Source organism: Microbacterium oxydans, assembly GCF_900095745.1.
GTDB classification, from domain to species: Bacteria; Actinomycetota; Actinomycetes; order Actinomycetales; family Microbacteriaceae; genus Microbacterium; species Microbacterium oxydans_B.
Genome location: NZ_FMIR01000018.1, coordinates 333,926 through 357,568, shown reverse-complemented (window position 1 = coordinate 357,568; position 23,643 = coordinate 333,926). Strand labels below are relative to the sequence as shown.

Genomic DNA, 23,643 nt, shown 5'->3' with positions numbered 1-23,643 from the left:
GGGGAGTCGAGGGATCGGACGTCTCCGAGGTCAGCGGTCGAGGCCGGCGAAGCGCTCGATGTCGCTGTTGGTCCCCGAGACGATGATGAGGTCGTGGTTCGTGACGATGGTGTTCGCCTCGGCGTAGCGGAAAGGCTTGCCCGGACTCTTCACGCCGACGACCGTGACCTTGTACTTCGAGCGCACGCCCGACTCGTTGAGGCCGACGCCGCGGATGAACTTCGGCGGGTACATCTTGGCGAGGACGAAGTCGTCGTCGAAGCGGATGAAGTCGAGCATCCGCCCGCTCACGAGGTGCGCGACGCGCTCACCGGCCTCGCGCTCCGGGTAGATGACGTGGTTCGCGCCGACACGGGCAAGGATCTTGCCGTGGGACTGCGAGACGGCCTTGGCCCAGATCTGCGGCACCTTCAGGTCGACGAGGTTCGCGGTGATCAGCACGGACGCCTCGATCGAGGAGCCGACCGCGACGACGGCGACCTGGAAGTCCTGGGCGCCGATCTGACGGAGGGCGTCGATGTTCTTCGCGTCGGCCTGCACCGTGTGGGTGACCCGGTCGGACCACTTCTGCACGAGCTCGAGGTTGTCGTCGATCGCGAGCACCTCGCGGTCGAGGCGGTCGAGCTCTCCCGCGCAGGCAGCGCCGAACCGACCGAGACCGATGACGAGGACGGGAGCGTCGCCCCGGAGGACTTCAACCAACGATCGGCCTTTCCACGGGCAGTGAGTAGTACTGCGTTCGCGATGTCGCGGCAACCGCCGCGGCGAGTGTCACTGTACCAACGCGCCCCATGAAGATGGTCGCGGCCATGACGTAGGAAGCCGAATCGGGGAGCTCTGCCGTGAGGCCCGTGGACAGACCGACCGTGCCGAACGCCGAGATGACGTCGAACAGCACATGACTGATGTCGTCTTTGGTGATCTGGGCGATCGTGACGGTCGACAGCGCCACGATGGTGGCACCCCACGCGACGACGCTGAGGGCCACGCGCTGCACGTCGCTGGGGATGCGGCGGCCGAAGGCCTCGACCGACTGGCGGCCCTTGGCCTCGGACCAGACGGCGATCGCGAGCACGGCGAGAGTGGTGACCTTGATGCCGCCGGCGGTCGAGGCGGAACCGCCACCGACGAACATGAGCATGCTGGCGGCGAGCAGCGACGAGCCGTTCAGATCGTCCATCTCGATCACGTTGAAGCCGCCGGATCTGGTCATGGCGGAGAGGAAGAAGGCTTGGAACGTGGTGTCGGCCGCGTCCATCGACCCGAACGTCTTCGGGTTGTTGAACTCGAGCACGACGAAGACGGCGGCGCCCAGGATGAACAGCAGCACGGTGGTGACGAGCGTCAGCTTGGTGTGCAGCGACCACCGCTTCACGTGCCAGACGTGCTTGGCGAGGGTATAGATGACGGGGAAGCCGATGCTGCCGAGGAACACGCCCACCATGAGGAGGAACAGCACGAGGTAGTCGTCCGCGAACACCGCGACGCCGCCGTCGTTCGGCGCGAACCCGGTGTTCGTGAACGCCATGGCCGCGAAGTACGGCGCCTCCCAGAGCGCGGCGATGGGGTCGACCTTCGCCATCACCAGTGCCGGGTACAGCAGGGCCGCCAACGACGCCTCGATGATGAGGGCCGACACGGCGACCGTGGTCAGCAGTTGGCCGACCTCACCGAGTCGTACGGTCTGGCTCTCGTTCACCACTCCGCCGTGTGCCCGCAGAGGGTTGGTGTCGCCCGCTGCCAACAGCTTGGCCCGCAGGCCGAGACGCTTGGAGATCAGCATCCCCATGAGAGACGCGAGCGTGAGGACGCCGAGGGCGCCGATGTTCACGCCGAGGAAGATCAGGACGTGGCCGAAGGGGGACCAGTGGTTGGCCATGTCGACGGTGGCGAGGCCGGTGACGCAGATCGTCGACACGGCGGTGAAGAGCGCATCACTCAGCGGTGTGACCGTGCCGCTCGCGGACGCGATCGGCAGCGACAGCAGCACCGTGAACACGAGGATCAGGAGCGCGAACACGACGATCGCGAAGCGGGACGGCGACGAGGTGACGAGGTGCTTCACCCGGCCGGCGGCGCCTTTGAGGGCCTGTCGTGGGGACGACGCCGAAACGATGCCCGACATCGCTGCCCCCTCGTGATTCTCTCTCGCCCGCGCGCCGCGGACACGCGGCGCCAGTCGCCGAGCCTTCGTCATGGTACTCCGTGCCGGAGCCGACTACCCTGATCACATGACGGACATCTTCGACGTGATCGCAGACGGTACGAGGCGCGACATCCTCCAGCTCCTGCTGCGACGCACGGACGAAGGAGAGACGGGCACCAGCGTCAGCCAGATCGTCGCCGATCTCGGCATCAGCCAGCCCACCGTGTCGAAGCATCTGAAGGTGTTGCGCGACGCCGAGCTGGTCTCCGTGCGCGAAGACGGACAGCGTCGTTTCTACAGTCTCGCCGTCGAACCGCTCGAGGTCGTCGACGACTGGCTGGTCCCCTTCCTCGTCGATGCGTACGGCGACGAGGCCCCCGACATCGATTACCCCGTGAACGACAGCGCCGCGCACGCCGCCGAGGTCGTCGGTCGTGCCGCGGCCTCCGCGAAGCATGCCGTCGCCAACGCGCTCAAGCGCCTCGGCGCCTGAGACGTCCAGGCATCCTCAGCGACGTCCCGCCTTGCGGCGGAAGAGCCACGCGCCCCACGTCACCGCGATCAGCAGGATGACCAGGCACCAGCCGATCGCCCACCATGCCTCGCCCTGTAGGGGCGTATCCATCAGGAGGGCGCGGATCGTCTCGACGATGGGCGTGATCGGCTGATTGGCCGCGATCGGCTGCAGCCACTCCGGCATGCTCGCGACGGGCACGAATGCGCTGGAGAGATACGGCAGGAACAGGAGGACGAATCCGTAGCCGTTCGCGCCCTCGGGGCTTCCCGCGGCGAGACCGATGGCCGCGAACAGGTACGTGATCGCGAGGATGTAGAGGGTGATGAGGCCCGCGAACGCGATCCATTCCCCGAGGCTCGCGGTGGGTCGGAATCCGACCAGCACGCCGACGCCGATCACGATCGCGGTGGCGATCAGGTTCCGCAACACACTCGCGACGACGTGCCCGGTGAGCACGGCGCCCGCACGTAGCGGCATTGTGCGGATCCGATCGATGATGCCGGTGCGCATGTCGTTCGCGACATACACGGCGGTGGACGATGCCCCGAAGCCGGCGCACGTCAGGATGATGCCCGGCACGACGTAGTCGACGTAGGCGCCCGACGGGTCGATGGCGCCGCCGAAGACCCAGGTGAACATGAGCATGAGCATCACCGGCAGCATGATCGCCATCAGCAGCGATTCACCGTCGCGGACGGAGTGCCGCAGGCTCCGTCCGACGAAGACGGCCTCGGCGGTGAATCCGCGCAGCCTCGGTCGGGGAGTGGGCGCGGAGTGGGCGGATGCCGTCGCTCGAGGCGCGGCCAAGGTGGCGTTCATACGTTCTCCTTCACGGGGCGAGGGGTGGAGGCGGGCGAGGTGACGGCGAGGAACACGTCGTCGAGGGTGGGGCGTCGCAGCGTGACGACGCCGTCGGCGCCCTCCTCGTCGAGCAGGTCGAGCGCTCGCCGCAGGTCGGCGACCGTGCCATCGGTGGGGATCTGGCGGGCGAGCACGCCAGCGTCGTCATGGAGCTCGACGGTGTCTCCGCCGATGCGCGCCTTCAGCTCCGCGGGTGTGCCGAGCGCGGCGATGCGGCCGTCGTGCAGCACGGCGATCCGGTCGGCGAGCTGGTCGGCCTCCTCCAGGTACTGCGTCGTGAGGAACACCGTGGTGCCGGAGGCCGCGAGCATCCGGATGATGTCCCACAGATCGCGGCGGCTCCGCGTGTCGAGACCGGTCGTCGGTTCGTCGAGGAACAGCACCTCCGGCGTCACGACGAAGCTCAGGGCCAGGTCGAGTCGGCGGCGCATCCCCCCGGAAAACGTGCGCACGGTGCGGGTGGCGGCATCGGTCAGGTCGAACTGGGCAATCAGGTCGGTGGCGCGACGCTTGGCGGCGGCGCGGCCGAGGCCGGCGAGCCGGGCGAACATGACCACGTTCTCCGTCGCCGTCAGCGCGTCGTCGACGGCCGCTGCCTGACCGGTGAGGCTGATGCGGCGCTGCACGTCGACCGCGTGCGTGCGCACGTCCCATCCGGCGACGGTCGCCACACCGGTGTCCGCGGTGGTGAGCGTGGTGAGGATGTTGATCGTCGTCGTCTTGCCGGCCCCGTTGGGTCCGAGCAGGGCGAAGACCTCGCCGCGTCCGACGGCGAAGTCCAAGCCGTCGACGACGGTCTTCTGGGCGAAGGCCTTGTGCAGGCCTCGCACCTCGATGGCTGTGTCCATCAGGCGATTCCTTTCTGCGTATGACAAAAACTGTGTACGAGCAACGCAACTGTGTATGACGGTAACACACTGTTTATGAAATAAACAGAAGTAAGATGAGGCCATGACTGAGACCGAACCGCCGGAGCTGCCGCGGGGGATCGCGCTCGCCTGGGGCGTCGCCGCCAATCCGCAGCGCGGACCCAAGCGGGAGATGAGCGTCGAGAAGATCGTCGACGCCGCCGTCGAGCTGGCCGATGCCGAGGGGATCGGTGCCGTGTCGATGGCGGCGGTGGCGGCGAAGCTCGGCTTCACACCGATGTCCCTCTATCGCTACGTGACGGCCAAGGATGACCTGCTGCTGCTGATGCAGGAGGAGGCGACAGGGCTTCCGCCCGAGAGCCACCTCGAGGTGGACGGATGGCGCGGGCGGCTGCTGGCGCTCTACGAGGCGCAGATCATGCTCTACTTGCGCCACCCCTGGATGCTCTCGCTGCCGATCACCGGATCGCCGATCACCCCGAACAGCTCCGCCTGGCTCGATGCAGGACTCGCCGCTCTCGAAGAGACCCCACTGACTGCCGAGGAGCGGCTGGCCGTCGCGCTCGCCATGACGGGGCATGCCCGCTGGTGCGGAATCGTGCAGGCCGGCTACACGGAACAGGCCCGCGGCAGCGGGCTCACGCCTGACGAGGTCTCCGCGCGCGAGGCCGCACTCTTCGATCGGGTGATCACCGCCGAGGAGTTCCCGGCTCTGCGACGCGCGATCCAGGATGATGTGTTCCTCTCTGTCGCCGATCCGTTCCGCTTCGGGGTCGAGCGGACGCTCGACGGCGTGGCCGCCTACATCGCCGGACTCGACCGTGGCGAGACGCGGTCCGCGGCAACCGAGTGGGTCGACCTCGAGCCCGCCGAGCTCGCGGGAGACCGCCGCCTGAAAGAAGCACAGAGGGCGGTGCGCGACGCGGAGAAGGCTCTGCGCACGGCTCACAAGGTCGAGCGACAGGCGCTTCGCGAGGCGCGGGAACGACTGGCCAAGGTGAAGAAGCCGGCCTGACCCCGCTCGCGGCGTGGGCCGTGTGCGCTTCGTCCCGCTGATCACACGGGCCACATGGGTTTACATGCGTCCCAGCTACCCCATAGAGTGTGCACATCGAGAAAGGGGTACGTGGGATGCCCGAGGTTCCAGATGTCCGATTCCTCACGGTGGCTGAGGTCGCCGAGCTGATGCGCGTGTCCAAGATGACCGTGTACCGGCTGGTCCACGCCGGGGAGCTGCCGGCCGTTCGCTTCGGCCGCAGCTATCGCGTGCCCGAGTCCGCCGTGGCCGACGCGCTGCAGCGGCCCATCGCCGACGTCGGTTGAATCCGCGGAGAAGACACCGTGGACGTCAGCACGTTCTACGCTCTCTTCTCCACCACGTGCTTCACGCTCACCGGGCTCTGGTGGAACGTCGTCCGCGCTCGGCGTGACTGGACCGCGAACCCCGCGATGCGCCGGACCATCGGCGGCATCTACCTCTCCTTCCTGCTCCCCGCCCTGATGGGGCTGTTCGCCCAGGTCGGCGGCACCGAGACCCCGATCCTGTGGCGGCTGTCCTTCGTGGTCGTCGCGATCGTGGGGGGCGCCTCCATGGTTCGTCTGGTCGCACAGGCCAGGGGAGACGGGACCCCGGCATCGCTGCGCTGGATCCAGGCCGGCACCGTGGTCGTCTATGCGGCGGTCGCCGTGATCGGGGTGGCTCCCCAGATCGTCGCTCCGCTCGGGCTCACCGGCATCCAGGTCGAGGCTCTCCTGCTGATCGCGCTCGTGGCCCTCGGGCATGCCCTCGTGTGGCGGTTCCTGGTGACGGAGGACGTTCCGGAGTGAAGGCGCACAGCTCAGGCCGTCGGGTTTGCTAGACTGACCCGAGGCATTTTCCGTGCCCGTACCCGGGTGTCCGATTTCGGCGACACCCAGCCACTGACTTAGTGAGGTTTCCGTGGGTTCTGTCATCAAGAAGCGCCGCAAGCGCATGGCGAAGAAGAAGCACCGCAAGCTGCTTCGTAAGACTCGCCACCAGCGTCGCAACAAGAAGTAAGCGACCAGACACGAGCGCCTGTCTTCGGACGGGCGCTTTGTGTCTCTGCCCGCAGTTCCGTACCGCCGAGAGGATGTCATGAAGTCGATCACCGTCACCGAACTCGCCGAGCGGTCGGGTGTTCCGCTCATCGACGTGCGGGAGGTGGACGAGTTCGCTGCAGGCCATGTGCCCGGTGCCGTCAACATCCCCATGTCCGAGATCGGCAACCGGCTCGAGGAGCTGCCGGCGGAGTCGTTCGACGTCATCTGCCAGGCCGGCGGTCGCTCCGCCCGCGTCGTCGAGGCGCTGGAGTCCCGCGGCTTCGATGCCACCAACGTCGAGGGCGGCACGGGGGAGTGGATCTCCCAGGGGCGCGCTGTCGAGGTGCCTTCGGCGTGACCACGCTGACCCTGATCCGCAAGCCCGACTGTCATCTCTGCGAGGTGGCCTCCGACGTGATCGACGCTGTCGTCGCCGAGCTGCCCGACGCCGCCGCGGAGCAGATCGAGATCGTCGAGGCGTCCATCCAGGACGACCCCGCACTGTATGAGCTGTGGTGGGAGAAGATCCCCGTCGTCCTGATCGACGGCGATCTGCACGCGCACTGGCGCGTATCGCCCGAACGACTGCGCGAGGCGCTGGAGGCCGCGGTCCGCGGTGCGGCGCGAACCGAGACGAAGGAATCCCTGTGACCATCCGCCATGTCGTGATGTGGAAGCTCGCGGCCGAAGATGCCGCCGTGCGTGCCGAGCAGGCGGCCGAGGTCGCTCGTCGCCTCAACGCCCTGGAGGGTGTCGTGCCGCAGCTGCTCACGATCTCCGCCGGTGCCAATGCGGCCTACCCGGAGACGAACTGGGACGTGACGCTGGTGGCCGACTTCGACTCGGTCGCCGACATCGACGCGTACCAGGTGCACCCCGCGCATGAGGAGGTCGCCGGCTACATCCGCTCGGTGGTCGCCTCGCGCGCCGCGGTCGACTTCGAGGTCTGAGACCGCGTCGCACGCGCTGCGGCACTTGATTTCACGTCGCCACTGACGTGCACTTGCAACGCAAACGTGATACGTCGACCGACTGATGTCATTGGTCACGCGACGGGCCGCATGTTTAGATGTTCTCCTACCCGTCCGTGGGCACACCCCGCCCTCGTCTTACAGGAGCCGACATGACTCGTCGTAACCTCATCGCCGGTCTCGCCCTCATGGCGACCGCCACTCTCGCGCTCGCCGGCTGCGCGACCGGTTCGTCCGATGCGGGCAGCAGCGACGCTCCCGCCGCGGGCGATGAGTACGGTCTGATCGAGGCCGGCACGCTCACGGTCTGCTCCGACGTTCCCTACCCGCCCTTCGAGGTCGAGGACCCGTCCAGCGACATCGAGTACTCCGGATTCGACATCGATCTCCTCGCGGCGATCGCCGAGAAGCTCGATCTCAAGGTCTCCGTGCAGGACGTGGGCTTCGACCCGCTGCAGTCGGGTGCGATCCTCGTCTCGGGTCAGTGCGACATCGGTGCGTCGGCCATGACGATCACCGAGGAGCGCAAGGCCAACATCGACTTCTCCGACCCGTACGTCGACTCGCTGCAGTCGCTGCTGGTCCGCGCCGACTCGGACATCAAGTCCATCGACGACCTCGACGGCAAGAACGTCGGCGTGCAGCAGGGCACCACCGGTGAGTCCTACGCGACCGAGAACGCCAAGGGCGCACAGCTCGTCCAGTACCCGTCGGACGGTGAGCTGTGGCCGGCGATGCAGGCCGGGCAGATCGACGCGATCCTGCAGGACCAGCCCGTCAACTACGTGCACGAGCAGGACGACCCCGCGTACAAGATCGTCGAGACCTACCCGACCGACGAGTCGTACGGCTTCGCCTTCGCCAAGGGCGAGAAGGACGAGCTCCGTGAAGCCATCAACAAGGCGCTCAAGGAGCTCCAGGACGACGGCGGATACCAGGAGATCTACGACGAGTACCTCGCGGCCAAGTGACCGGCGGCGTCGGTAGAGCGGGAGGACCTCGACGATGGCGTTGAGGCGTACCACCAAGGGCAAGCTGTATCGGTATTCGGTCTATGCGGTGCTGATCGCGATCGCCGTCTGGGCGATCGTGACCACCGACTGGGCGAAGATCGGACCGCTGTTCTTCAACCCCGAGATCGCGGCGAAGATGTTCCCCGGGATCATCACGACCGCACTCGTGAACACCCTGTGGTTCACGGCCGTGGCGTTCGTCGGCGGCCTGCTGCTCGGCGTGCTGCTGGCCCTGATGAAGCTGTCGGTCATCGCGCCGTTCCGCTGGATCGCGACGTGCTGGATCGAGCTGTTCCGGGGACTCCCCGCGATCCTCACGATCTTCGCCATCGCCTTCATCCTGCCGATCGCCGTGGGCGTTCCCGGGACGAAGCTCGGCGGACCGGTCGTGCTCGGACTCATCGGTCTCATCCTCGTCGCCTCGGCGTACATGGCCGAGACGATCCGCGCCGGGATCCAGGCGGTCCCGAAGGGACAGACGGAGGCCGCGCGCTCGCTGGGTATGTCGCCCATGAAGACGACCTTCTGGATCGTCGTGCCGCAGGGTTTCCGGATCATCATCCCGCCGCTCACCAACGAGTTCGTGCTGCTGCTGAAGGACACGTCCCTGTTGTTCATCGCGGGGTCCTTCATCTGGTCGAAAGAGCTCACGAACTTCGCGCGTGACGCGAGCACCCAGAACGCGAACGGAACGCCGTTGATCATGGCGGCGATCCTGTACCTGATCGTGACGATCCCGCTCACGCGCTTCAGCGCGTGGCTGGAGCGTCGGATGGCGAGGCAGCGATGATCACCGAACTGATCGATGTGCATGCCCCGGCGATCGACGTGCAGGGGCTGGTGAAGTCGTTCGGCGACAACGAGGTTCTCAAGGGCATCGACCTCACCGTCACCAGGGGCGAGGTCGTCTGCGTGATCGGCCCATCGGGCTCCGGCAAGTCGACGCTGCTGCGGTCGGTGAACCTGCTCGAGGAGCCGACCGCCGGCAAGGTGCTGATCGAGGGGATCGACATCACCGATCCCGACGTCGACATCGACGGTGTGCGCACGCGCATCGGCATGGTGTTCCAGAGCTTCAACCTCTTCCCGCACCTCGATGTGCTCGGCAACCTCACGGTCGCCCAGCAGCGGGTGAAGAAGCGCTCGAAGAAGGAAGCCGAGCTGATCGCGCGCGCCATGCTCGAGCGCGTGGGACTGTCCGAGAAGTCGGATGCCTACCCCGGACACCTGTCCGGCGGGCAGCAGCAGCGCGTCGCGATCGCGCGTGCGCTGTGCATGAACCCGGACATGATGCTGTTCGACGAGCCGACCTCGGCACTCGACCCCGAGCTGGTCGGCGAAGTGCTGCAGGTCATGCGCTCGCTGGCCGACGAGGGGATGACGATGCTCGTCGTCACGCACGAGATGGGCTTCGCGCGGGAGGTCGGCTCGCGCCTGATCTTCATGGACGGCGGACACATCGTCGAAGAAGGAGACCCGCGCGAGGTGCTCGCGAACCCGCAGCATCCGCGCACGAAGGACTTCCTGGCGCGCGTGCTCTGAGGTTGCGGCGGCACGGTCTGCCGAGACCCCGCCTTCACGACGAGACCCCCTGGTGCAGACGTCTGCACCAGGGGGTCTCGTCGTGAAGTGGGGGTGTCGAGCTAGTCGACCTCGACGACCTCGGCGTCGGCGGCGTTGCGGCGGACGGCGTCGATGCCGTTCAGCGCGGCGGACTTCGACGAGTAGCCCTCACCCGTCGCGATGACCTCGCCGTTGCCGGCCTTCAGACGGAACCGGTACTCACCGGACTTGTCGGTGTACAGCTCGAACTTGCCTGCCATGAGGCGTCCTTTCTCTTTCGGATGGAGGGAACCCGCCCTCGCGGCTCACGCTATCGGTCCCGGTATATCGGTGGGAAGGGCGGCTTCACCCGCGCGGGTGCACCGCGACCGGCTCCGGGGCGACGGCGATGCGCACCCGGTCGCCGAACGAGGGATGGATGCCGGGGGCATGCTGCACCCGGACGAGCTCGCCCGACTCGGTGCGGACGAGCGTGCGGCGTATGCTGCCGAGGAAGGTGCTCTCCTCGACCAGGGCATCGGTGGCGGCATCCGCCTCCGACGCGAAGTAGACGTTCTCGGGTCGGAGGTACACATCGACCGGACCGTCGGCCGGTGACCGCAGGGGGAGGTGCTGCCCCCAGACCAGCACATGATCGCCCTCGGCAACACCCGAGACGACGCTGGAAAGCCCCACGAAGGCCGCGACCCCCGCCGTCGAAGGGGTCGTGTACAACTGCTCGGGGGAGCCGATCTGCTCGATCCGCCCCGCATTCATCACGGCGATCCGGTCGGAGACGGCCAGCGCCTCCTCCTGGTCGTGCGTGACGAAGACCGTCGTGATGCCGAGGCGCAGTTGGATGCGGCGGATCTCATCGCGCAGCTGCACGCGCACCTTGGCGTCCAGTGCCGACAGTGGCTCGTCGAGCAGAAGCACCTTGGGCTCGGTGACGAGAGCCCGCGCGAGCGCGACCCGCTGCTGCTGCCCGCCGGAGAGCTGGTGCGGAAAGCGGTCGGCGAAGTCCGCCAGACCGACCAGCGCGAGGGCATCGAGCGCGCGCTTCTGCGCCTCCTGCCTGCCGATGCCGCGCCGCCGCAGACCGAAAGCCGTGTTGTCGACCACCCGCAGATGGGGGAACAGCGAGTACGACTGGAAGACCATGCCGATGTCGCGCCTGTTCGTCGGCACGCGCGACACGTCGCCGCCCCCGAGCAGCACCGCACCCTCGTCGGCGCCCTCGAGCCCGGCGAGCACGCGGAGCAGCGTGGTCTTGCCGCATCCCGAGGGGCCGAGCAGCGAGACGAACTCCCCGGGTGCGATGTCGAGGTCCACCCCGTGCAACACGCGTGTGCCCGCATAGCTCTTCACGATGCCCTGCAGCTCGACGCGGGTGCCCTCGCCGGCCCTCGCCAGCAGCAGGTTGTCCTTGGTGCGCGGCAGCGCCTGGTCGAGGGTCATGAGCGGGCCTTTCGGGTGCCGCGCGCGACGCGGCCGATGAGGAGGAGCAGGAAGAAGACGAACGCCAGCGCCAGCAGGGTGAAGATCGCCGGCGCGAAAGGATCCTGCTTCTGCACGACGACCATGGCGGTCTGGAACACCGGGCGGTTCAGGAGCGAGGCGATCGTGAACTCGCCCAGCACGACCGCGATCGAGATCAGCGACGCCGCCAGGAGTCCCTGCCGGAGGTTCGGCGCCAGCACCTTCAGGATCACGGTCGGCCAGCTCGCGCCCAGAGAGCGCGCCGCCTCCGAGAGGGTGCGCAGGTCGGCCGCATCGATCGAGGCCTGGATCGATCGGGAGGCATACGGGAGCACGGTGATGCCGTACGCGAAAGCGAGGGTCCAGGTGCCCGTGCCCAGCGTGCGTCCGATCTGCAGGTAGAGGGGCGCGAGCCCGACGACGAGCACGATCGCGGGGATCGAGATGGGCAGCAGTGCCGCGAACTCGAACGCGGGCTTGAGCTTCGGGAAGCGCAGGTTGACCAGGATCATGGTCGGCGCGAGCAGGAGCAGCACGATCGCGACCGTCACGACCGCGAGCACGAGCGAGTTGCCCAGGCCCGTCCAGATCGGCTTGATGGCGGCGGAGGCGGCCGGATCGAAGAGGGCGGCCCAGTGCTCGAGAGTCGGTCCTTCCTTCCCGCGGAGCGTGAACAGGAAGGTCGAGGCGAGGGGGATCGCGAAGAACGCACCGACGAGGATGCCGATGACCCAGCGGGTCACGCGGGAGGGGCCGAGGCGATTCACGACTGCCACCGTGCCGCGCGGCGCTGGATGAGCGAGTACAGGGACATCACTACCGCCACCACGACGATCATGCCGAGTGCGAGGGCGCCGGCGAGGTTCTCCCGCCCGAGCAGCGTCTCGCTCGTGAGCGCGGTGCGGATCTGCAGCGGCACGATCTGCGAACCCTGGCTCGCGAGAGCGGCGGCCGTCGCATAAGAGGAGAAGGCGTTGGCGAACAGCAGCAGCAGGCTGGCGAGGAACGAGGGGGCGAGCACGGGGAAGCCGATGCGCAGCCAGAAGCTGGAGCGGCTACCGCCGAGCGTGAGGTTGGCCTCGGCCCACTGCGGCTTGAGCGCGGCGAGGGCGGGCATGAAGGTGATGACCATGAGCGGGATCTGGAAGTAGATGTAGGGCAGGATCAGCCCGGGCAGCTCGTACAACCAGGCGCCGTTCGCGAAGATGTCGATGCCGAACGCGTCCTGGAGGAACAGGGTGACGACGCCCTGGATGCCGATCGTGGCGATGAAGGCGAACGCCAGCATGACCCCGCCGAACTGCGCGAGCACGCCGGCTGCGGCATCCACCGACTGCCGCATCGCCCCGTCGGGGTTAACGCCGAGGAGGGCATAGCAGACGAGCGCGCCGACGACCGCGCCGACGACGGCCGTGAGCAGGGAGAGCCAGGCGGAGTTCGCGAAGGTGTTCAGCACGACCGGGTCGGCGAGGGCCGCGACGTTGGTCCAGGTGAAGGCGCCGTCGTCGTCGAAGAAGCCCGACCCGATCGCGAGGACCGTCGGCACGGCGAGGAAGAGCACCACGTAGGCCGCGAACGGGACGAGCCCGAGCCAGGCCGGGGACGGGCCGGACCGCCGGGCCTTCGCGTGTGGCGAAGACCCGGCGGGGGTGGCGGGGGCGGATGCCGCAGCATCCACCCCCGGTAGGGAGAGGGTCGTCACTGGACGGCCGCGGCCCACTTCTCGCCGAGCAGCGTGCCGGCGTTCGTCGACTGCTCCTCGGTCGGGACGACGGTCTCGTCCGGAGCGTCGGGGAGCGCCGCCGCGAGGTCGGCATCGATGGTTCCGGCCTCGGTCATGGCCTCCATACGCACGGGGCGCGCTCCACCCTTCAGCCACAGGTTCTGCACCTCGTCGCTGTAGAGGAACTCCTGCCACAGGCGTGCCGCCGCCGGGTTCGGGGCGTCGACGTTGATGGCCTGGTTGTAGTAGCCGGCGTAGCCGGTGCCGTCGAGCACGACGACCTTCCAGTCGTCGTTGTCGGCCGTGTGCGAGGCGTTCAGGTAGTCCCAGTCGAAGACGACCGGGGTCTCGCCGCTCGCGATGGTCGCCGTCGTGACATCGACCTTGAGCAGGTTGCCGGCCTTCTGCATCTCCGAGAAGAAGTCGATGCCGGGCTGGAAGTCGTCGAGCGTTCCGTCGGACTGCACGGTCGCGAGGCCCACGGCGGCGAACGCGGCGCCGGCCTGGGTCGGGTCACCGTTGATCGCGACGGAGCCCTTGTAGCCGGCCGACAGCAGGTCGGCGAGCTCGGAGGGCGCATCGAACTTCGACGAGTCGTAGCCGATCGACATGTATCCGCCGTAGTCGCCGACGAAGAGGCCGGTCGGCTCCTTGAGCTCGTCGGGGATCTCGTCCCACGTCTGCACCTTGTAGGGAGCGAACGTGTCGGTGCTCTGCAGCGCGACGGTCAGACCGAGGTCGAACACGTCGGGCGCGGTGTCGAGGCCCTTGTTGGTCTCGGCGGCCTGGATCTCTTCGGCGCTGGAGACGTCGGGCGAGGCTTCGTTGATCGTGATCTCGGGGTACTTCTCGGCGAACAGGTCGAGGATCTCGCCGTAGTTCGCCCAGTCGCGGGGAAGGGCGATGACGTTGAGCGAACCCTCCTCCTTGGCAGCGGCCTCGAGTTCGGCGAAAGTACCGAAGTCCTCCACGGACGTGGCCGCGGCGGCATCGACCGTCTCGCTGCTCGACGCCGGTGCGTCGGTGGCGGACGCGCAGGAGGTCAGCGCGAGTGCGGCCGTGGTGGCCAGGGCGATGCCGGCGCCGATGCGCGCGCGGCGGATGAAGCGAGCCATGAGTGTCCTCTCGGTGTCCGGCGAGGGTGCGCCGGTTTCGGGTTGCGAGAGGACACTATGAGGCGCAGGTTGCCGACCGTCCCGGGTCGGGTGAACGGCGCGTGTCGCGGTGGTGGCGGGACGGGTGCGGGGTGCGGTTCGCTCGGCCTTCCGCGCTGCGCTCGGCCAGAATCCGAGAATCAGGCCGAGGACGCTGCGATCGGCCGACGGAAGCGCGCGGGTCAGGCCTGCGGGACGTTGTACTTGAAGCCGCGGTGCGAGCCCACGTAGCCGAGACGCTCGTAGAAGCGGTGGGCGTCGGTGCGGGCGGCATCCGAGGTGAGCTGCACCATCGACGCGCCGACAGCGGGGGCCGCCGCCTCACCCACCCAGCGCATCACCGCGGATCCGATGCCCGACGACCGCAGACCGCTGTGCACGCGTACCGCCTCGACCAGCAGCCGCCGCGCGCCGCGGCGTGACATCCCGGGGATCGAGGTGAGCTGCAGCGTGCCGACGACCGCACCGTCGAGCTCGACGACGAGCAGGTCGTTCGAGGGCTCGGCCAGGATCTCGGTGAGCGCCTGCGCGTAGACAGGGCGATCCTCGTCGGATGCCACATCGCCCCGCGCCGCGCTGATCGGGTCGTCCGCGAGTAGCGCGATCACGGCATCCGCGTCGTCGACCACCGCGCGGCGGAGCACCGCCGTCCCGATGCGCGAGCCGAACGAATGGGGCAGCGGGAGAGCGTCGAGCATGCGACCAGTCTGCCAGCGGGCGGAGCGGATGCCGGCGCGCGGCCGACTCTCTGGAATCATGGCCGAGTGGATATCGGCGCCGTGCTCGGACTGGAGCAGCTCACCTGGGGGATGCTCCTCCTCGTCGTCATCGCCGCGTTCTGCGCCGGGTGGATCGATGCGGTCGTCGGCGGGGGAGGCCTGCTGCAGCTGCCGGCGCTGCTGCTGATCCCCGGCATCTCGCCCGTGCAGGCACTCGCGACGAACAAGCTCGCCTCCGTCTTCGGCACCGCGACCAGCAGTGTCACCTACTACCGCCGCGCCAAACCCGACATCCGCACGGCGTTGCCGATGGCGGCGATCGCGTTCATCGGCTCGTTCGGGGGCGCGGCCGTCGCGACCGTGCTGCCGCCTGCCGCGTTCAAGCCCATCATCGTGATCGCCCTGCTGGTCGTCGCTCTGTTCACCGCGTTCCGGCCGCAGATGGGCGCGGCGACGAAGCTGCGGTTCCACGGGCACAAGCACCACATCATGGCGGGTGCCGCCGGGCTCGGCATCGGGTTCTACGACGGGATGATCGGCCCGGGCACCGGCACCTTCCTCGTCATCACGCTCGTCGCGCTGCTCGGTTACGACTTCCTGCAGGCGAGCGCGAAGGCGAAGATCGTGAACCTCGCGACGAACGCGGGCGCGCTGATGCTGTTCATCCCGCACGGGGCGGTGCTGTGGCTGCTGGGCGGCATCCTCGCGGTGGCGAACGTCGCGGGCAGCTACCTGGGGTCGCGGATGGCGATCTCGCGGGGGACGACCTTCATCCGCGTCGTGTTCCTCGTCGTCGTGGTCGCCCTGATCGCGAAGCTCGGCGTCGACGTGTGGAACGAGAACATCGTCCCCGCGTTCGCTCTCCTCGGCTGAACGTCGCAGAAAAGCGCCCGGGTCGCACGATTCCGAAGAATGCGTGCGACCCGGGCGCGAGTCTGCGACGGGATCAGGCCTCGTCGTCCTCGGGCTCGAAGTCGACGCCGGCCTCGGCGCGCTGCGCGTCGGTGATGGGCGCGGGAGCGGACGTCAGCGGGTCGAAGCCGTTGCCGGACTTCGGGAACGCGATGACCTCACGGATCGACTCGGTCTTCGACAGGTGCTGCAGCACGCGGTCCATGCCGAGCGCGATCCCGCCATGCGGCGGGGCCCCGAACTTGAACGCGTCGAGCAGGAAGCCGAACTGCTCGTCGGCCTGCTCGTCGCTGATGCCCATGACCTCGAAAACGCGCTTCTGCACGTCTTCGCGGTGGATGCGGATCGAGCCGCCGCCGAGCTCGGAGCCGTTGCACACGATGTCGTACGCGTAGGCGAGGGCCGAGCCGGGGTCGGTGTCGAACGTGTCCTGGAATTCGGGCTTCGGACCGGTGAACGCGTGGTGCACGGCAGTCCAGGCGCCTGCACCCACGGCCACATCGCCCGAGGCCACGGCGTCGGCGGCCGGCTCGAACATCGGAGCGTCGACGACCCAGGTGAACGCGAACTCGTCCGGGTTCAGGTAGCCGAGGCGGCGACCGATCTCGACGCGCGCGGCGCCGAGCAGTGCGCGGCTCTCCTTGGTCGAACCGGCGGCGAAGAACACGCAGTCGCCCGGCTCAGCGCCCACGAAGGCGGCGAGTCCGGCCTGCTCGGCCTCGGACAGGTTCTTCGCGGCCGGGCCGCCGAGCGAGCCGTCCTCGTTGAACAGCACGTAGGCGAGACCACGGGCGCCGCGCTGCTTGGCCCAGTCCTGCCAGGCGTCGAGCTGCTTGCGCGGCTGGCTCGCGCCACCGGGCATGCGCACGGCACCGACGTACTCCGCCTGGAACACGCGGAACGGCGTGTCCTGGAAGTACTCGGTCGCCTCGACGAGCTCGAGGCCGAAGCGCAGGTCGGGCTTGTCGGAGCCGTACTTGGCCATGGCGTCGGCGTACGTGATGCGGGGGAGCGGGGTCGCGACCTCGACACCGATCGTCTGCCACATCGCGACGATGAGCGACTCCATCAGCGTGATGACGTCTTCCTGGTCGACGAAGCTCATCTCGATGTCGAGCTGGGTGAACTCGGGCTGGCGGTCGGCGCGGAAGTCCTCGTCGCGGTAGCAGCGCGCGATCTGGAAGTACTTCTCGACGCCGCCGACCATCAGCAGCTGCTTGAACAGCTGCGGCGACTGCGGCAGGGCGTACCAGCTGCCCGGGCTCAGACGTGCCGGTACCAGGAAGTCGCGGGCGCCCTCCGGGGTCGAGCGCGTGAGAGTCGGCGTCTCGACCTCGGTGAAGTCCTCGGCGTGCAGCACGTCGCGGATCGCCTTGTAGACGTTCGAGCGCAGGCGCAGGTTCGCTGCCTGGGCAGGACGACGCAGGTCGAGGTAGCGGTACTTGAGGCGGGCTTCCTCGCCGACGGTCTCGGTGTCGGCGACAGCCGTGGAGACCTGGAAGGGGAGCGGCGCGGACTCGTTGAGCACCTCGACGTCGGTCGCGATGAGCTCGATCTCGCCGGTCGGCAGGTTCGGGTTCGCGTTGCCCTCGGGGCGTCGCGACACCTCGCCGGTCACCTTCAGGACGAACTCGTTGCGCAGCGGGTGGGCGATCTCCTCGTCGCGGATGACGACCTGGGCGATGCCCGAGGCATCCCGCAGATCGATGAAAGCGACTCCTCCGTGGTCACGACGGCGGTCGACCCAACCCGAGAGGGTGACGGTCTGACCGATGTGCTCGGCTCGCAGAGAGCCTGCCGAGTGGGTGCGAAGCACGGAGTATTCCTTCTGATCTGGGAAATGGGGAACCCGGCCATTCTACGGGGGTGCGCGACTCCTCCCGGCGGGGTGGGCGATCGATCAGTAGGGTGTCTGTGAACGGAAGGTGCCCCCATGAATCTCGCCCTCGTCCCCGCGGCCGACGTCCCGGTCGTCCCCGACTTCGTCAGCCAGATCTTCTCCGGAACCTCCGGCGTGGTGGCGCTGATCTTCTACATCCTCCTGGCCGTCGCGTGGTGGAAGGTGTTCACCAAGGCCGGATACCCCGGCATCCTCGCCCTCATCCCGATCGTCAACGCGATCTTCCTGCTGCGGATCGCCGGGATGTCGGGCTGGTGGGTGCTGCTCTATCTGGTGCCGATCGCCAACGTGGTGCTCGCGATCGTCGTCGCCGTCAAGGTCGGCGCACGCTTCGGCAAGGGCGGGGTCTTCTCGTTCTTCCTGCTCTTCGTGTTCTCGTTCATCGGATACTTCATCCTCGGCTTCGGCGACTCCCGCTACCGCAAGGCGTGACATGACGGCGTCTCGTCTGCACCTCGTCCGACACGGTGAGGTGCACAACCCTGCTCGCGTGCTCTACGGGCGGCTTCCCGACTATCACCTGAGCAAGGCCGGCCGGGGGATGGCGGCGGCCGCGGCCGATCACGTGGGATCGCTCGATCGCCCCGTCGTCGCCCTGTACGCCTCGCCGCTCGAGCGGGCGCAGGAGTCGGCGGAACCGTTCGCCGAGCGGTTCGACCTCGTGCCCGAGATCGACATCCGCCTGATCGAGCCAGCCAACGTGTTCGAGGGCACGCAGATGCGTCGCTCCCTGATGAACCCGATGAACTGGTGGCACCTGCGCCAGCCTTCGGTGCCGAGCTGGGGCGAGCCGTACACCTCCATCGCGGAGCGGATGCTCAGCGTGATGGACGAGGCCTGGGATGCGGCGCCGGAGGGGGACCTCGTGATGGTCTCGCACCAGGCGCCGATCTGGATCACGCACCTCCGGGTCGCGGGTCTGCCGTTGCGGCACGACCCGCGCACCCGTCGCTGCGCGCTGTCGAGCGTCACCTCGTTCGAGCGTGTGGGTGACGTCTGGCGCGAGGTGGCGTACGCGGAGCCCGCCGCGACGGGCTCCGCCGTCGACGTCGGCGCGGTCTGACCCGCTCACGCGAGTGACTGGATGATGCCGACCGCCGCGAGCTGACCGGCGGCTGCCGCCAGCAGCACCGACGCCATCGGGCCCGGGAGGCTGGCGCGGTGGGCGAGGTCGCCGGCGGCGAAGACGCCCGGGGTCGAGGTGCGGCCGAACTCGTCGATCTCGATCGAGCCGGACTCGAGCATCGCCAGTTCGAGATCCGCGGCGAACGGCGCCCGCTGGCGGATCGACCCCGCGGCCACGAAGATGCCGGCCACCACGCCCTCGTCGTCGGCCGTGCGGATACGCGCACCGTCGGCGTCCTTCTCGACCGAGGTGACCGGGGTGCTGCTCGCCCGCACGCCCTTCGCCTCCAGCGTCCGCACGTCTTCGTCGGAGAAGGCCTCACCGACGGGGTAGACGGTGATCTCGCCGACGATGCGACCGAGAAGCCCGATGAGATGCTCGGCCCGAGGGGCGGCGCCGAGGATGCCGATCGGCCTGTCCGCGTGCTCGTGTCCGTCGCAGAACGGACAGCTGAACGCGAGGGTGCCCCACAGGTCCTGCAGTCCGGGGATGTCGGGCAGATCGTCCGCGACGCCCGTGGCGAGGATCACGCGACGCCCGTCGACCGTGGAGCCGTCGGCGAGGGCGACCTGGAATGCCCCCTCGCTTCCGGAGATGCCGGTCGCACCGGTGTCACGGATCTCCACGTCGGCGTAGGCGGCGAGCTCGGCACGGGCGGTGGCGCGGAGCTCCGCCGGGGGTGCTCCATCTTCGCCGATCATGTTGTGCATGTGCAGGACGGTGCCGTTGCGGTATTCGCCCGAATCGAGGAGCAGTGTCGAGCGGTGCATGCGTCCGAGGGTCAGAGCGGCCTGCAGTCCTGCCGGTCCTGCGCCGATCACGATGGCGTCGTACATGGTGGTCCTTCCGGTGGATGTTGCGTTCTCCGTCAGTCTGTGACTTCATGTCAACATGAAGTCAAGCGCTGAGCATCCGTGGTCCGTCGGCGATGTCGCTGCCCGTTTCGAGCTGCCCACCAACGTGCTGCGGCACTGGGAGTCGGTGGGTCTCCTGCAGCCGCCGCGCGACTCTGCCGGACGACGCCGCTACGGAGAGGACGAGGTCGTGCGCATCGCCGTGATCCAGCGCAGCAAGGCCGCCGGGATGACGCTCGACCAGATCGCTGTGCTGCTCGACGACGGCAGCGCAGGTCGACACCAGGTGCTGCAGCAGCATCTGGACGACCTCGACCGGCGCATGGAGGAGATGCGCCGGTCACGCGAGATGACCGAACACGCGATGGGATGCCGGGCTCATGACATCGCGACCTGTCCGCGGTTCCGGGCCGGCGTCGACGACGTTCTGGCGCGATTCTGACCGGGGTCTCAGGCCCTTCCGCATCCACCTCGTGCATAGGATCCTCTGCGTAAACTCGGAGTCGTGCCACGCGATTCGACGGTCCGTCAGATCCGCAGCGGCCGCTCCTCCCGCACCCGGCGTTCACGCCGTGCGGTCGGTGCCGCGCTCGCTGCGGTGCTCGCCATCGGTCTGAGCGCCTGCGCTCCCGATCCGGTCAGCCAATCCTTCCTGAGCGGCGAGAACACCGGCTACGTCGCCGCCGACGGCGCGATCGTCGAGATCCCCGTCGCCGAGCGCGACGAACCCGTGGAGTTCGGTGGGGTCACCGAGACCGGCGAGAAGTTCGACAGCGCTGACATCGCCGGCGACGTCACCGTCGTCAACTTCTGGTATGCCGGGTGCGCGCCGTGCCGGCTCGAAGCCGCCGACCTCGAAGCCGTGTGGCAGGACTTCTCAGGCGAAGACGTCTCGTTCGTCGGTATCAACACCCGCGACCAGGCCGACACTGCCGTCGGTTTCGCCGAGGAGCACGACATCACATACCCCAGTCTGATCGACGTCGACACCGCCGAGGCCAAGCTCGCGTTCGCGAAGGTCACGCCGATCGCCGCGACGCCGACCACGCTCGTGCTCGACAAGCAGGGGCGTGTCGCCGCGCGCATCATCGGACCGATCGACGGCCCCTCGATCCTCTCGACGCTCGTCAAGGACGCGCTCGCGGAGGACTCGTGAGCTGCCCGGGAGCGTTGTGAACCCCGAAGCGATCATCGGCTCCGGGGCCCTCTGGATCGCGATCCCGGTCGCGATGTTGGCGGGACTCGTCTCGTTCCTGTCTCCGTGCGTGCTGCCGCTCGTTCCCGGCTACCTCGGCTTCCTCGGCGGTGCCGTGGCACCCCGCCAGGTCGCTTCCGGCGGCGGCGAAGGGCGCGCCACGACGCAGACGACCGAGACCGCGACTCGCGGCCGGCTCGTCCTCGGCGTGCTGCTCTTCATCTTCGGCTTCAGTTTGGTCTTCGTCTCGATCACCGCCCTCGGGGGCGTCGCGAGCGTCTTCCTGCTGCAGTGGGGCGAGATCATCACCCGGGTCCTCGGCGTCGTGATCATCGCCATGGGGCTGGTCTTCCTCGGCCTGTTCGGCTTCGCCCAGCGCGAGCTCCGCTTCCACGTCGACTCGAAGGCCGGCATCATCGGCGCTCCGCTGCTGGGCATCGCGCTCGGCATCGGTTGGGCGCCGTGCCTGGGCCCGACGCTCACGGCGATCTTCGCGCTGTCGTTCAACGCCGGCGACCCGGTGCGCGCGGGGTTCCTCGGGCTCGCCTACTCGCTCGGCCTCGGCATCCCGTTCCTGCTCGTCGCGCTCGGCTTCGGCTGGGCGACGAAGGCAATCGGCTTCCTCCGCCGCCACATCCGCCTGGTCAACGTCATCGGAGGGGTGCTGCTGATCCTGCTCGGCATCCTGATGGTCACCGGCCTGTGGACCGACATCATGTCTCGACTGACGGCGGTGATGGGCAGTGTCATCCTCCCGCTCTGACCGTTCTGACCGTTCCGAGAAGAACCGCCCCGAGAAGAACACGACCAAGAACAAGGGTGCCGTGAACAGCGACTCCAGCGATCCGCTCCGCCCGTCCGACCACGTCGACGGCGACGACTCGATCACCCAGCCGCGTCTCGGCTTCGTCGGCTGGCTGCGCTGGGGCTGGCGTCAGCTGACGTCGATGCGCACCGCGCTGGTGCTGCTGCTCGTTCTCGCGATCGCGGCTATCCCCGGCTCGATCTTCCCGCAGCGGATGGCCGACCCGAACGGCGTCACGCAGTGGGAGCGCGACAACCCCGATCTCTTCCCGGTGCTCGACGGACTCAAGATGTTCGACGTGTACCTGTCGCCGTGGTTCTCGGCGATCTACCTGCTGTTGTTCGCCTCGCTCGTCGGCTGCGTGATCCCGCGTATCAAGCACCACGCCAAGGCGCTGCGTGCCCGTCCGCCGCGCACTCCCGCACGACTGCAGCGGCTCGAGGACTACCGTGCCGTCACGCGCGATCCCGCTGCCGACTCGGGAACGAAGACCGGCGATGCCGAGGCTGAGGCCGCCGCGTCGATCGACGTCGCCACCAAGCAGCTCAAGGCTCTCGGCTACCGGGTCGAGCGCTACGACCGTGGCCGCACGTTCTCGGTCTCCGCCGAGCGCGGGTACTGGCGCGAGACCGGCAACCTGCTCTTCCACCTCGCACTCGTGGGCGTGCTGGTCACCGTCGGTCTCGGCGGCGGCTTCTCCTACACGGGCCAGCGCGTGCTCGTCGAGGGCGAGACATTCGCGAACACCCTGCTCGACTACGACTCGATGAACCGCGGCCGCTTCGTCGGCGACGACGCCTTCTCGCCGTACTCGATGCGCCTCGACTCGTTCGACGTGACCTATCAGCCCTTCGGCGAGCCGGGCTCGGGACAGGCGGGCGACTTCTCGGCCAACGTCACGGTGCAGGAGAACGGCGAGGAGCGCACGGGAGCCGTCAAGGTCAACGAGCCGCTCGGCGTCGCCGACGACGACGTGTTCCTGCTCGGCAACGGCTACGCGCCGACCGTGACCGTGCGCGACCCGGACGGCAACGTGGTCTTCACCAACAGCACGCCGTTCCTCCCGCAGGACACCAACATGACCTCGCTCGGTGTGCTGAAGGTTCCGGACGGCCTGGCCGAGCAGATCGGGCTCGTGGGGTTCTTCTACCCGACCACCGGTGTGCTCGAGAGCGGAGCCTTCTTCTCCGCCTACGGCGACCTCACCAACCCGACCCTCACGCTCGACGTGTACACCGGTGACCTCGGCATCAACGAGGGCGTGCCGCGTTCGGTCTACGTGCTCGACACCACCGGCATGACCAAGCTCACCGGCCGCAGCACCGACGTCGAGTCGATCGAGCTCGTCCCCGGACAGACGGCCCAGTTGCCGAACGGCCTCGGCTCGGTCACGTTCGATGACGAGTCCCCGGCCGGGGCGACGGATTCCTCGGAATCGGTGAAGAGGTTCGCGTCGCTGCAGATCCACCGTGACGAGTCCGGCGTGTGGGTGCTCGGCTTCGCGCTGCTGGCGCTCGGCGGGCTCATGATCGCGCTGTTCGTGCCGCGTCGACGTGTGTGGGTCAAGGCCACCGCGCACGACGGGGAGATCGCGCTGGAGTACGCCGCGCTCGCCCGCGGTGAGGACCCCACCCTCGCCGCCGCCGTGGACGACCTCGTCGCCGGTCACGCCCGACTCCTCGACGCGGCGGGCGGTACCGCTGTGCGCACCGAGACGGATGCCGCCGCCGACGACACCGCGGAGGAGTCCGCAGCGCCGGACGCCCCGGCTCCCGACACCCGGAAAGTAGACTGAC

30 protein-coding genes are annotated in these 23,643 nt (G+C 68.3%); 18 read left to right on the top strand and 12 right to left on the bottom strand.

All coding sequences use genetic code 11. The features are described from left to right. Positions 1–30: 30 nt before the first annotated feature. Positions 31–702 (bottom strand): potassium channel family protein, encoded by a 672-nt coding sequence (locus BQ2383_RS14445; RefSeq protein WP_021198064.1) that lies wholly within the window; start codon positions 700–702, stop codon positions 31–33. After that, positions 695–2,125 carry a TrkH family potassium uptake protein gene (locus tag BQ2383_RS14440; protein WP_091035408.1) on the bottom strand — a complete coding sequence of 477 codons (1,431 nt, stop codon included), beginning with the start codon at positions 2,123–2,125 and terminating at the stop codon, positions 695–697. Before BQ2383_RS14440 ends, BQ2383_RS14445 begins: the two co-directional genes overlap by 8 nt. Positions 2,126–2,231: 106 nt before the next feature. Between BQ2383_RS14440 and BQ2383_RS14435 the strand changes: the two genes are divergently transcribed. After that, a complete protein-coding gene (locus BQ2383_RS14435; RefSeq protein ID WP_091035902.1) occupies positions 2,232–2,639 on the top strand; it encodes an ArsR/SmtB family transcription factor in 408 nt (135 codons plus the stop codon). Between the two features lie 15 nt (positions 2,640–2,654). On the opposite strand, the gene BQ2383_RS14430 is transcribed toward BQ2383_RS14435, so the two are convergent. Next, positions 2,655–3,482: an ABC transporter permease gene (locus BQ2383_RS14430; RefSeq protein WP_091035406.1), complete on the bottom strand. Its 828-nt coding sequence runs from the start codon at positions 3,480–3,482 to the stop codon at positions 2,655–2,657. Beyond that, positions 3,479–4,372 (bottom strand): ATP-binding cassette domain-containing protein, encoded by an 894-nt coding sequence (locus BQ2383_RS14425; RefSeq protein WP_205828996.1) that lies wholly within the window; start codon positions 4,370–4,372, stop codon positions 3,479–3,481. Before BQ2383_RS14425 ends, BQ2383_RS14430 begins: the two co-directional genes overlap by 4 nt. Before the next feature lie 103 nt (positions 4,373–4,475). Between BQ2383_RS14425 and BQ2383_RS14420 the strand changes: the two genes are divergently transcribed. From BQ2383_RS14420 to BQ2383_RS14375, 10 genes are all read left to right on the top strand, one after another. Beyond that, complete coding sequence (locus BQ2383_RS14420) at positions 4,476–5,408, top strand: TetR/AcrR family transcriptional regulator (protein WP_091035403.1); 933 nt, start codon at positions 4,476–4,478, stop codon at positions 5,406–5,408. A gap of 116 nt (positions 5,409–5,524) precedes the next feature. Further along, entirely contained in the window at positions 5,525–5,716 is a 192-nt protein-coding gene (locus BQ2383_RS14415; RefSeq protein ID WP_017204627.1) for a helix-turn-helix domain-containing protein, read from the top strand. 18 nt (positions 5,717–5,734) lie between these two features. Next, positions 5,735–6,220: a hypothetical protein gene (locus BQ2383_RS14410; protein WP_091035401.1), complete on the top strand. Its 486-nt coding sequence runs from the start codon at positions 5,735–5,737 to the stop codon at positions 6,218–6,220. Between the two features lie 112 nt (positions 6,221–6,332). Continuing rightward, positions 6,333–6,431, top strand: a complete 99-nt coding sequence (locus BQ2383_RS14405) for a 30S ribosomal protein bS22 (RefSeq protein WP_003792170.1) — start codon at positions 6,333–6,335, stop codon at positions 6,429–6,431. Between the two features lie 78 nt (positions 6,432–6,509). Continuing rightward, on the top strand, positions 6,510–6,812 hold the full coding sequence (locus BQ2383_RS14400) for a rhodanese-like domain-containing protein (protein ID WP_091035398.1): 303 nt from the start codon (positions 6,510–6,512) through the stop codon (positions 6,810–6,812). Beyond that, on the top strand, positions 6,809–7,105 hold the full coding sequence (locus BQ2383_RS14395) for a glutaredoxin family protein (protein WP_091035396.1): 297 nt from the start codon (positions 6,809–6,811) through the stop codon (positions 7,103–7,105). The genes BQ2383_RS14400 and BQ2383_RS14395 overlap by 4 nt, the downstream gene beginning before the upstream one ends. Then, positions 7,102–7,404 carry a Dabb family protein gene (locus tag BQ2383_RS14390; RefSeq protein ID WP_091035392.1) on the top strand — a complete coding sequence of 101 codons (303 nt, stop codon included), beginning with the start codon at positions 7,102–7,104 and terminating at the stop codon, positions 7,402–7,404. Before BQ2383_RS14395 ends, BQ2383_RS14390 begins: the two co-directional genes overlap by 4 nt. Before the next feature lie 173 nt (positions 7,405–7,577). After that, on the top strand, positions 7,578–8,396 hold the full coding sequence (locus BQ2383_RS14385) for a basic amino acid ABC transporter substrate-binding protein (RefSeq protein WP_091035389.1): 819 nt from the start codon (positions 7,578–7,580) through the stop codon (positions 8,394–8,396). Positions 8,397–8,430: 34 nt separating this feature from the next. Next, a complete protein-coding gene (locus BQ2383_RS14380; protein ID WP_029263860.1) occupies positions 8,431–9,228 on the top strand; it encodes an amino acid ABC transporter permease in 798 nt (265 codons plus the stop codon). Further along, a complete protein-coding gene (locus BQ2383_RS14375; protein WP_029263861.1) occupies positions 9,225–9,980 on the top strand; it encodes an amino acid ABC transporter ATP-binding protein in 756 nt (251 codons plus the stop codon). Before BQ2383_RS14380 ends, BQ2383_RS14375 begins: the two co-directional genes overlap by 4 nt. 101 nt (positions 9,981–10,081) lie before the next feature. Here the strand turns inward: BQ2383_RS14375 and BQ2383_RS14370 are convergent, their stop codons facing one another. The 6 genes from BQ2383_RS14370 to BQ2383_RS14345 form a co-directional block, all read right to left on the bottom strand. After that, the gene (locus BQ2383_RS14370; RefSeq protein ID WP_091035387.1) at positions 10,082–10,261 is read right to left on the bottom strand and encodes a YegP family protein; all 180 of its coding nucleotides are present in this window, start codon (positions 10,259–10,261) and stop codon (positions 10,082–10,084) included. A gap of 85 nt (positions 10,262–10,346) precedes the next feature. Beyond that, positions 10,347–11,438 carry an ABC transporter ATP-binding protein gene (locus BQ2383_RS14365; protein WP_091035385.1) on the bottom strand — a complete coding sequence of 364 codons (1,092 nt, stop codon included), beginning with the start codon at positions 11,436–11,438 and terminating at the stop codon, positions 10,347–10,349. Then, the gene (locus BQ2383_RS14360) at positions 11,435–12,226 is read right to left on the bottom strand and encodes an ABC transporter permease (RefSeq protein ID WP_091035382.1); all 792 of its coding nucleotides are present in this window, start codon (positions 12,224–12,226) and stop codon (positions 11,435–11,437) included. The genes BQ2383_RS14365 and BQ2383_RS14360 overlap by 4 nt, the downstream gene beginning before the upstream one ends. Then, positions 12,223–13,161, bottom strand: a complete 939-nt coding sequence (locus BQ2383_RS14355) for an ABC transporter permease (protein ID WP_091035896.1) — start codon at positions 13,159–13,161, stop codon at positions 12,223–12,225. The genes BQ2383_RS14360 and BQ2383_RS14355 overlap by 4 nt, the downstream gene beginning before the upstream one ends. Continuing rightward, the gene (locus BQ2383_RS14350; protein ID WP_091035381.1) at positions 13,158–14,297 is read right to left on the bottom strand and encodes an ABC transporter substrate-binding protein; all 1,140 of its coding nucleotides are present in this window, start codon (positions 14,295–14,297) and stop codon (positions 13,158–13,160) included. The genes BQ2383_RS14355 and BQ2383_RS14350 overlap by 4 nt, the downstream gene beginning before the upstream one ends. Before the next feature lie 221 nt (positions 14,298–14,518). Next, a complete protein-coding gene (locus tag BQ2383_RS14345) occupies positions 14,519–15,034 on the bottom strand; it encodes a GNAT family N-acetyltransferase (RefSeq protein ID WP_091035893.1) in 516 nt (171 codons plus the stop codon). 111 nt (positions 15,035–15,145) lie between these two features. On the opposite strand from BQ2383_RS14345, the gene BQ2383_RS14340 reads away from it, so the two are divergent. Further along, a complete protein-coding gene (locus BQ2383_RS14340) occupies positions 15,146–15,928 on the top strand; it encodes a sulfite exporter TauE/SafE family protein (protein WP_167381647.1) in 783 nt (260 codons plus the stop codon). A 73-nt stretch (positions 15,929–16,001) separates the two neighbouring features. Here the strand turns inward: BQ2383_RS14340 and aspS are convergent, their stop codons facing one another. Further along, on the bottom strand, positions 16,002–17,783 hold the full coding sequence (gene aspS / locus BQ2383_RS14335; protein WP_091035375.1) for an aspartate--tRNA ligase: 1,782 nt from the start codon (positions 17,781–17,783) through the stop codon (positions 16,002–16,004). A 117-nt stretch (positions 17,784–17,900) separates the two neighbouring features. Here aspS and BQ2383_RS14330 point away from each other — a divergent pair, with 117 nt between their 5' ends. Together BQ2383_RS14330 and BQ2383_RS14325 are read left to right on the top strand one after the other, a co-directional pair. Continuing rightward, on the top strand, positions 17,901–18,299 hold the full coding sequence (locus tag BQ2383_RS14330) for a DUF5684 domain-containing protein (RefSeq protein WP_205828997.1): 399 nt from the start codon (positions 17,901–17,903) through the stop codon (positions 18,297–18,299). 1 nt (position 18,300) lies between these two features. Further along, complete coding sequence (locus BQ2383_RS14325; protein ID WP_091035372.1) at positions 18,301–18,930, top strand: histidine phosphatase family protein; 630 nt, start codon at positions 18,301–18,303, stop codon at positions 18,928–18,930. A 5-nt stretch (positions 18,931–18,935) separates the two neighbouring features. On the opposite strand, the gene BQ2383_RS14320 is transcribed toward BQ2383_RS14325, so the two are convergent. Then, complete coding sequence (locus tag BQ2383_RS14320; protein ID WP_091035369.1) at positions 18,936–19,829, bottom strand: NAD(P)/FAD-dependent oxidoreductase; 894 nt, start codon at positions 19,827–19,829, stop codon at positions 18,936–18,938. Positions 19,830–19,884: 55 nt separating this feature from the next. On the opposite strand from BQ2383_RS14320, the gene BQ2383_RS14315 reads away from it, so the two are divergent. The 4 genes from BQ2383_RS14315 (at position 19,885) to resB (ending at position 23,642) form a co-directional block, all read left to right on the top strand. Further along, positions 19,885–20,289, top strand: coding sequence for a MerR family transcriptional regulator (locus tag BQ2383_RS14315; RefSeq protein WP_091035367.1), 405 nt, complete (start codon positions 19,885–19,887; stop codon positions 20,287–20,289). Between the two features lie 63 nt (positions 20,290–20,352). After that, the gene (locus BQ2383_RS14310; protein ID WP_091035364.1) at positions 20,353–21,003 is read left to right on the top strand and encodes a TlpA family protein disulfide reductase; all 651 of its coding nucleotides are present in this window, start codon (positions 20,353–20,355) and stop codon (positions 21,001–21,003) included. 16 nt (positions 21,004–21,019) lie between these two features. After that, the gene (locus tag BQ2383_RS14305; protein ID WP_167381629.1) at positions 21,020–21,805 is read left to right on the top strand and encodes a cytochrome c biogenesis CcdA family protein; all 786 of its coding nucleotides are present in this window, start codon (positions 21,020–21,022) and stop codon (positions 21,803–21,805) included. After that, on the top strand, positions 21,786–23,642 hold the full coding sequence (resB, locus tag BQ2383_RS14300) for a cytochrome c biogenesis protein ResB (protein WP_091035361.1): 1,857 nt from the start codon (positions 21,786–21,788) through the stop codon (positions 23,640–23,642). The genes BQ2383_RS14305 and resB overlap by 20 nt, the downstream gene beginning before the upstream one ends. Position 23,643 lies beyond the last annotated feature (1 nt).

Bases quoted from the DNA above. Each gene is read 5' to 3' on its own strand.
- BQ2383_RS14400 (WP_091035398.1), top strand. From the start codon at position 6,510: ATGAAGTCGATCACCGTCACCGAACTCGCCGAGCGGTCGGGTGTTCCG.
- BQ2383_RS14325 (WP_091035372.1), top strand. From the start codon at position 18,301: ATGACGGCGTCTCGTCTGCACCTCGTCCGACACGGTGAGGTGCACAAC.
- BQ2383_RS14415 (WP_017204627.1), top strand. From the start codon at position 5,525: ATGCCCGAGGTTCCAGATGTCCGATTCCTCACGGTGGCTGAGGTCGCC.
- BQ2383_RS14330 (WP_205828997.1), top strand. From the start codon at position 17,901: ATGAATCTCGCCCTCGTCCCCGCGGCCGACGTCCCGGTCGTCCCCGAC.
- BQ2383_RS14350 (WP_091035381.1), bottom strand. From the start codon at position 14,297: ATGGCTCGCTTCATCCGCCGCGCGCGCATCGGCGCCGGCATCGCCCTG.
- BQ2383_RS14340 (WP_167381647.1), top strand. From the start codon at position 15,146: ATGCTCCTCCTCGTCGTCATCGCCGCGTTCTGCGCCGGGTGGATCGAT.
- BQ2383_RS14315 (WP_091035367.1), top strand. From the start codon at position 19,885: ATGAAGTCAAGCGCTGAGCATCCGTGGTCCGTCGGCGATGTCGCTGCC.
- BQ2383_RS14430 (WP_091035406.1), bottom strand. From the start codon at position 3,482: ATGAACGCCACCTTGGCCGCGCCTCGAGCGACGGCATCCGCCCACTCC.
- BQ2383_RS14365 (WP_091035385.1), bottom strand. From the start codon at position 11,438: ATGACCCTCGACCAGGCGCTGCCGCGCACCAAGGACAACCTGCTGCTG.
- BQ2383_RS14370 (WP_091035387.1), bottom strand. From the start codon at position 10,261: ATGGCAGGCAAGTTCGAGCTGTACACCGACAAGTCCGGTGAGTACCGG.
- BQ2383_RS14425 (WP_205828996.1), bottom strand. From the start codon at position 4,372: ATGGACACAGCCATCGAGGTGCGAGGCCTGCACAAGGCCTTCGCCCAG.
- BQ2383_RS14420 (WP_091035403.1), top strand. From the start codon at position 4,476: ATGACTGAGACCGAACCGCCGGAGCTGCCGCGGGGGATCGCGCTCGCC.
- BQ2383_RS14385 (WP_091035389.1), top strand. From the start codon at position 7,578: ATGACTCGTCGTAACCTCATCGCCGGTCTCGCCCTCATGGCGACCGCC.
- BQ2383_RS14345 (WP_091035893.1), bottom strand. From the start codon at position 15,034: ATGCTCGACGCTCTCCCGCTGCCCCATTCGTTCGGCTCGCGCATCGGG.
- BQ2383_RS14440 (WP_091035408.1), bottom strand. From the start codon at position 2,125: ATGTCGGGCATCGTTTCGGCGTCGTCCCCACGACAGGCCCTCAAAGGC.
- BQ2383_RS14320 (WP_091035369.1), bottom strand. From the start codon at position 19,829: ATGTACGACGCCATCGTGATCGGCGCAGGACCGGCAGGACTGCAGGCC.
- BQ2383_RS14375 (WP_029263861.1), top strand. From the start codon at position 9,225: ATGATCACCGAACTGATCGATGTGCATGCCCCGGCGATCGACGTGCAG.
- BQ2383_RS14435 (WP_091035902.1), top strand. From the start codon at position 2,232: ATGACGGACATCTTCGACGTGATCGCAGACGGTACGAGGCGCGACATC.
- BQ2383_RS14380 (WP_029263860.1), top strand. From the start codon at position 8,431: ATGGCGTTGAGGCGTACCACCAAGGGCAAGCTGTATCGGTATTCGGTC.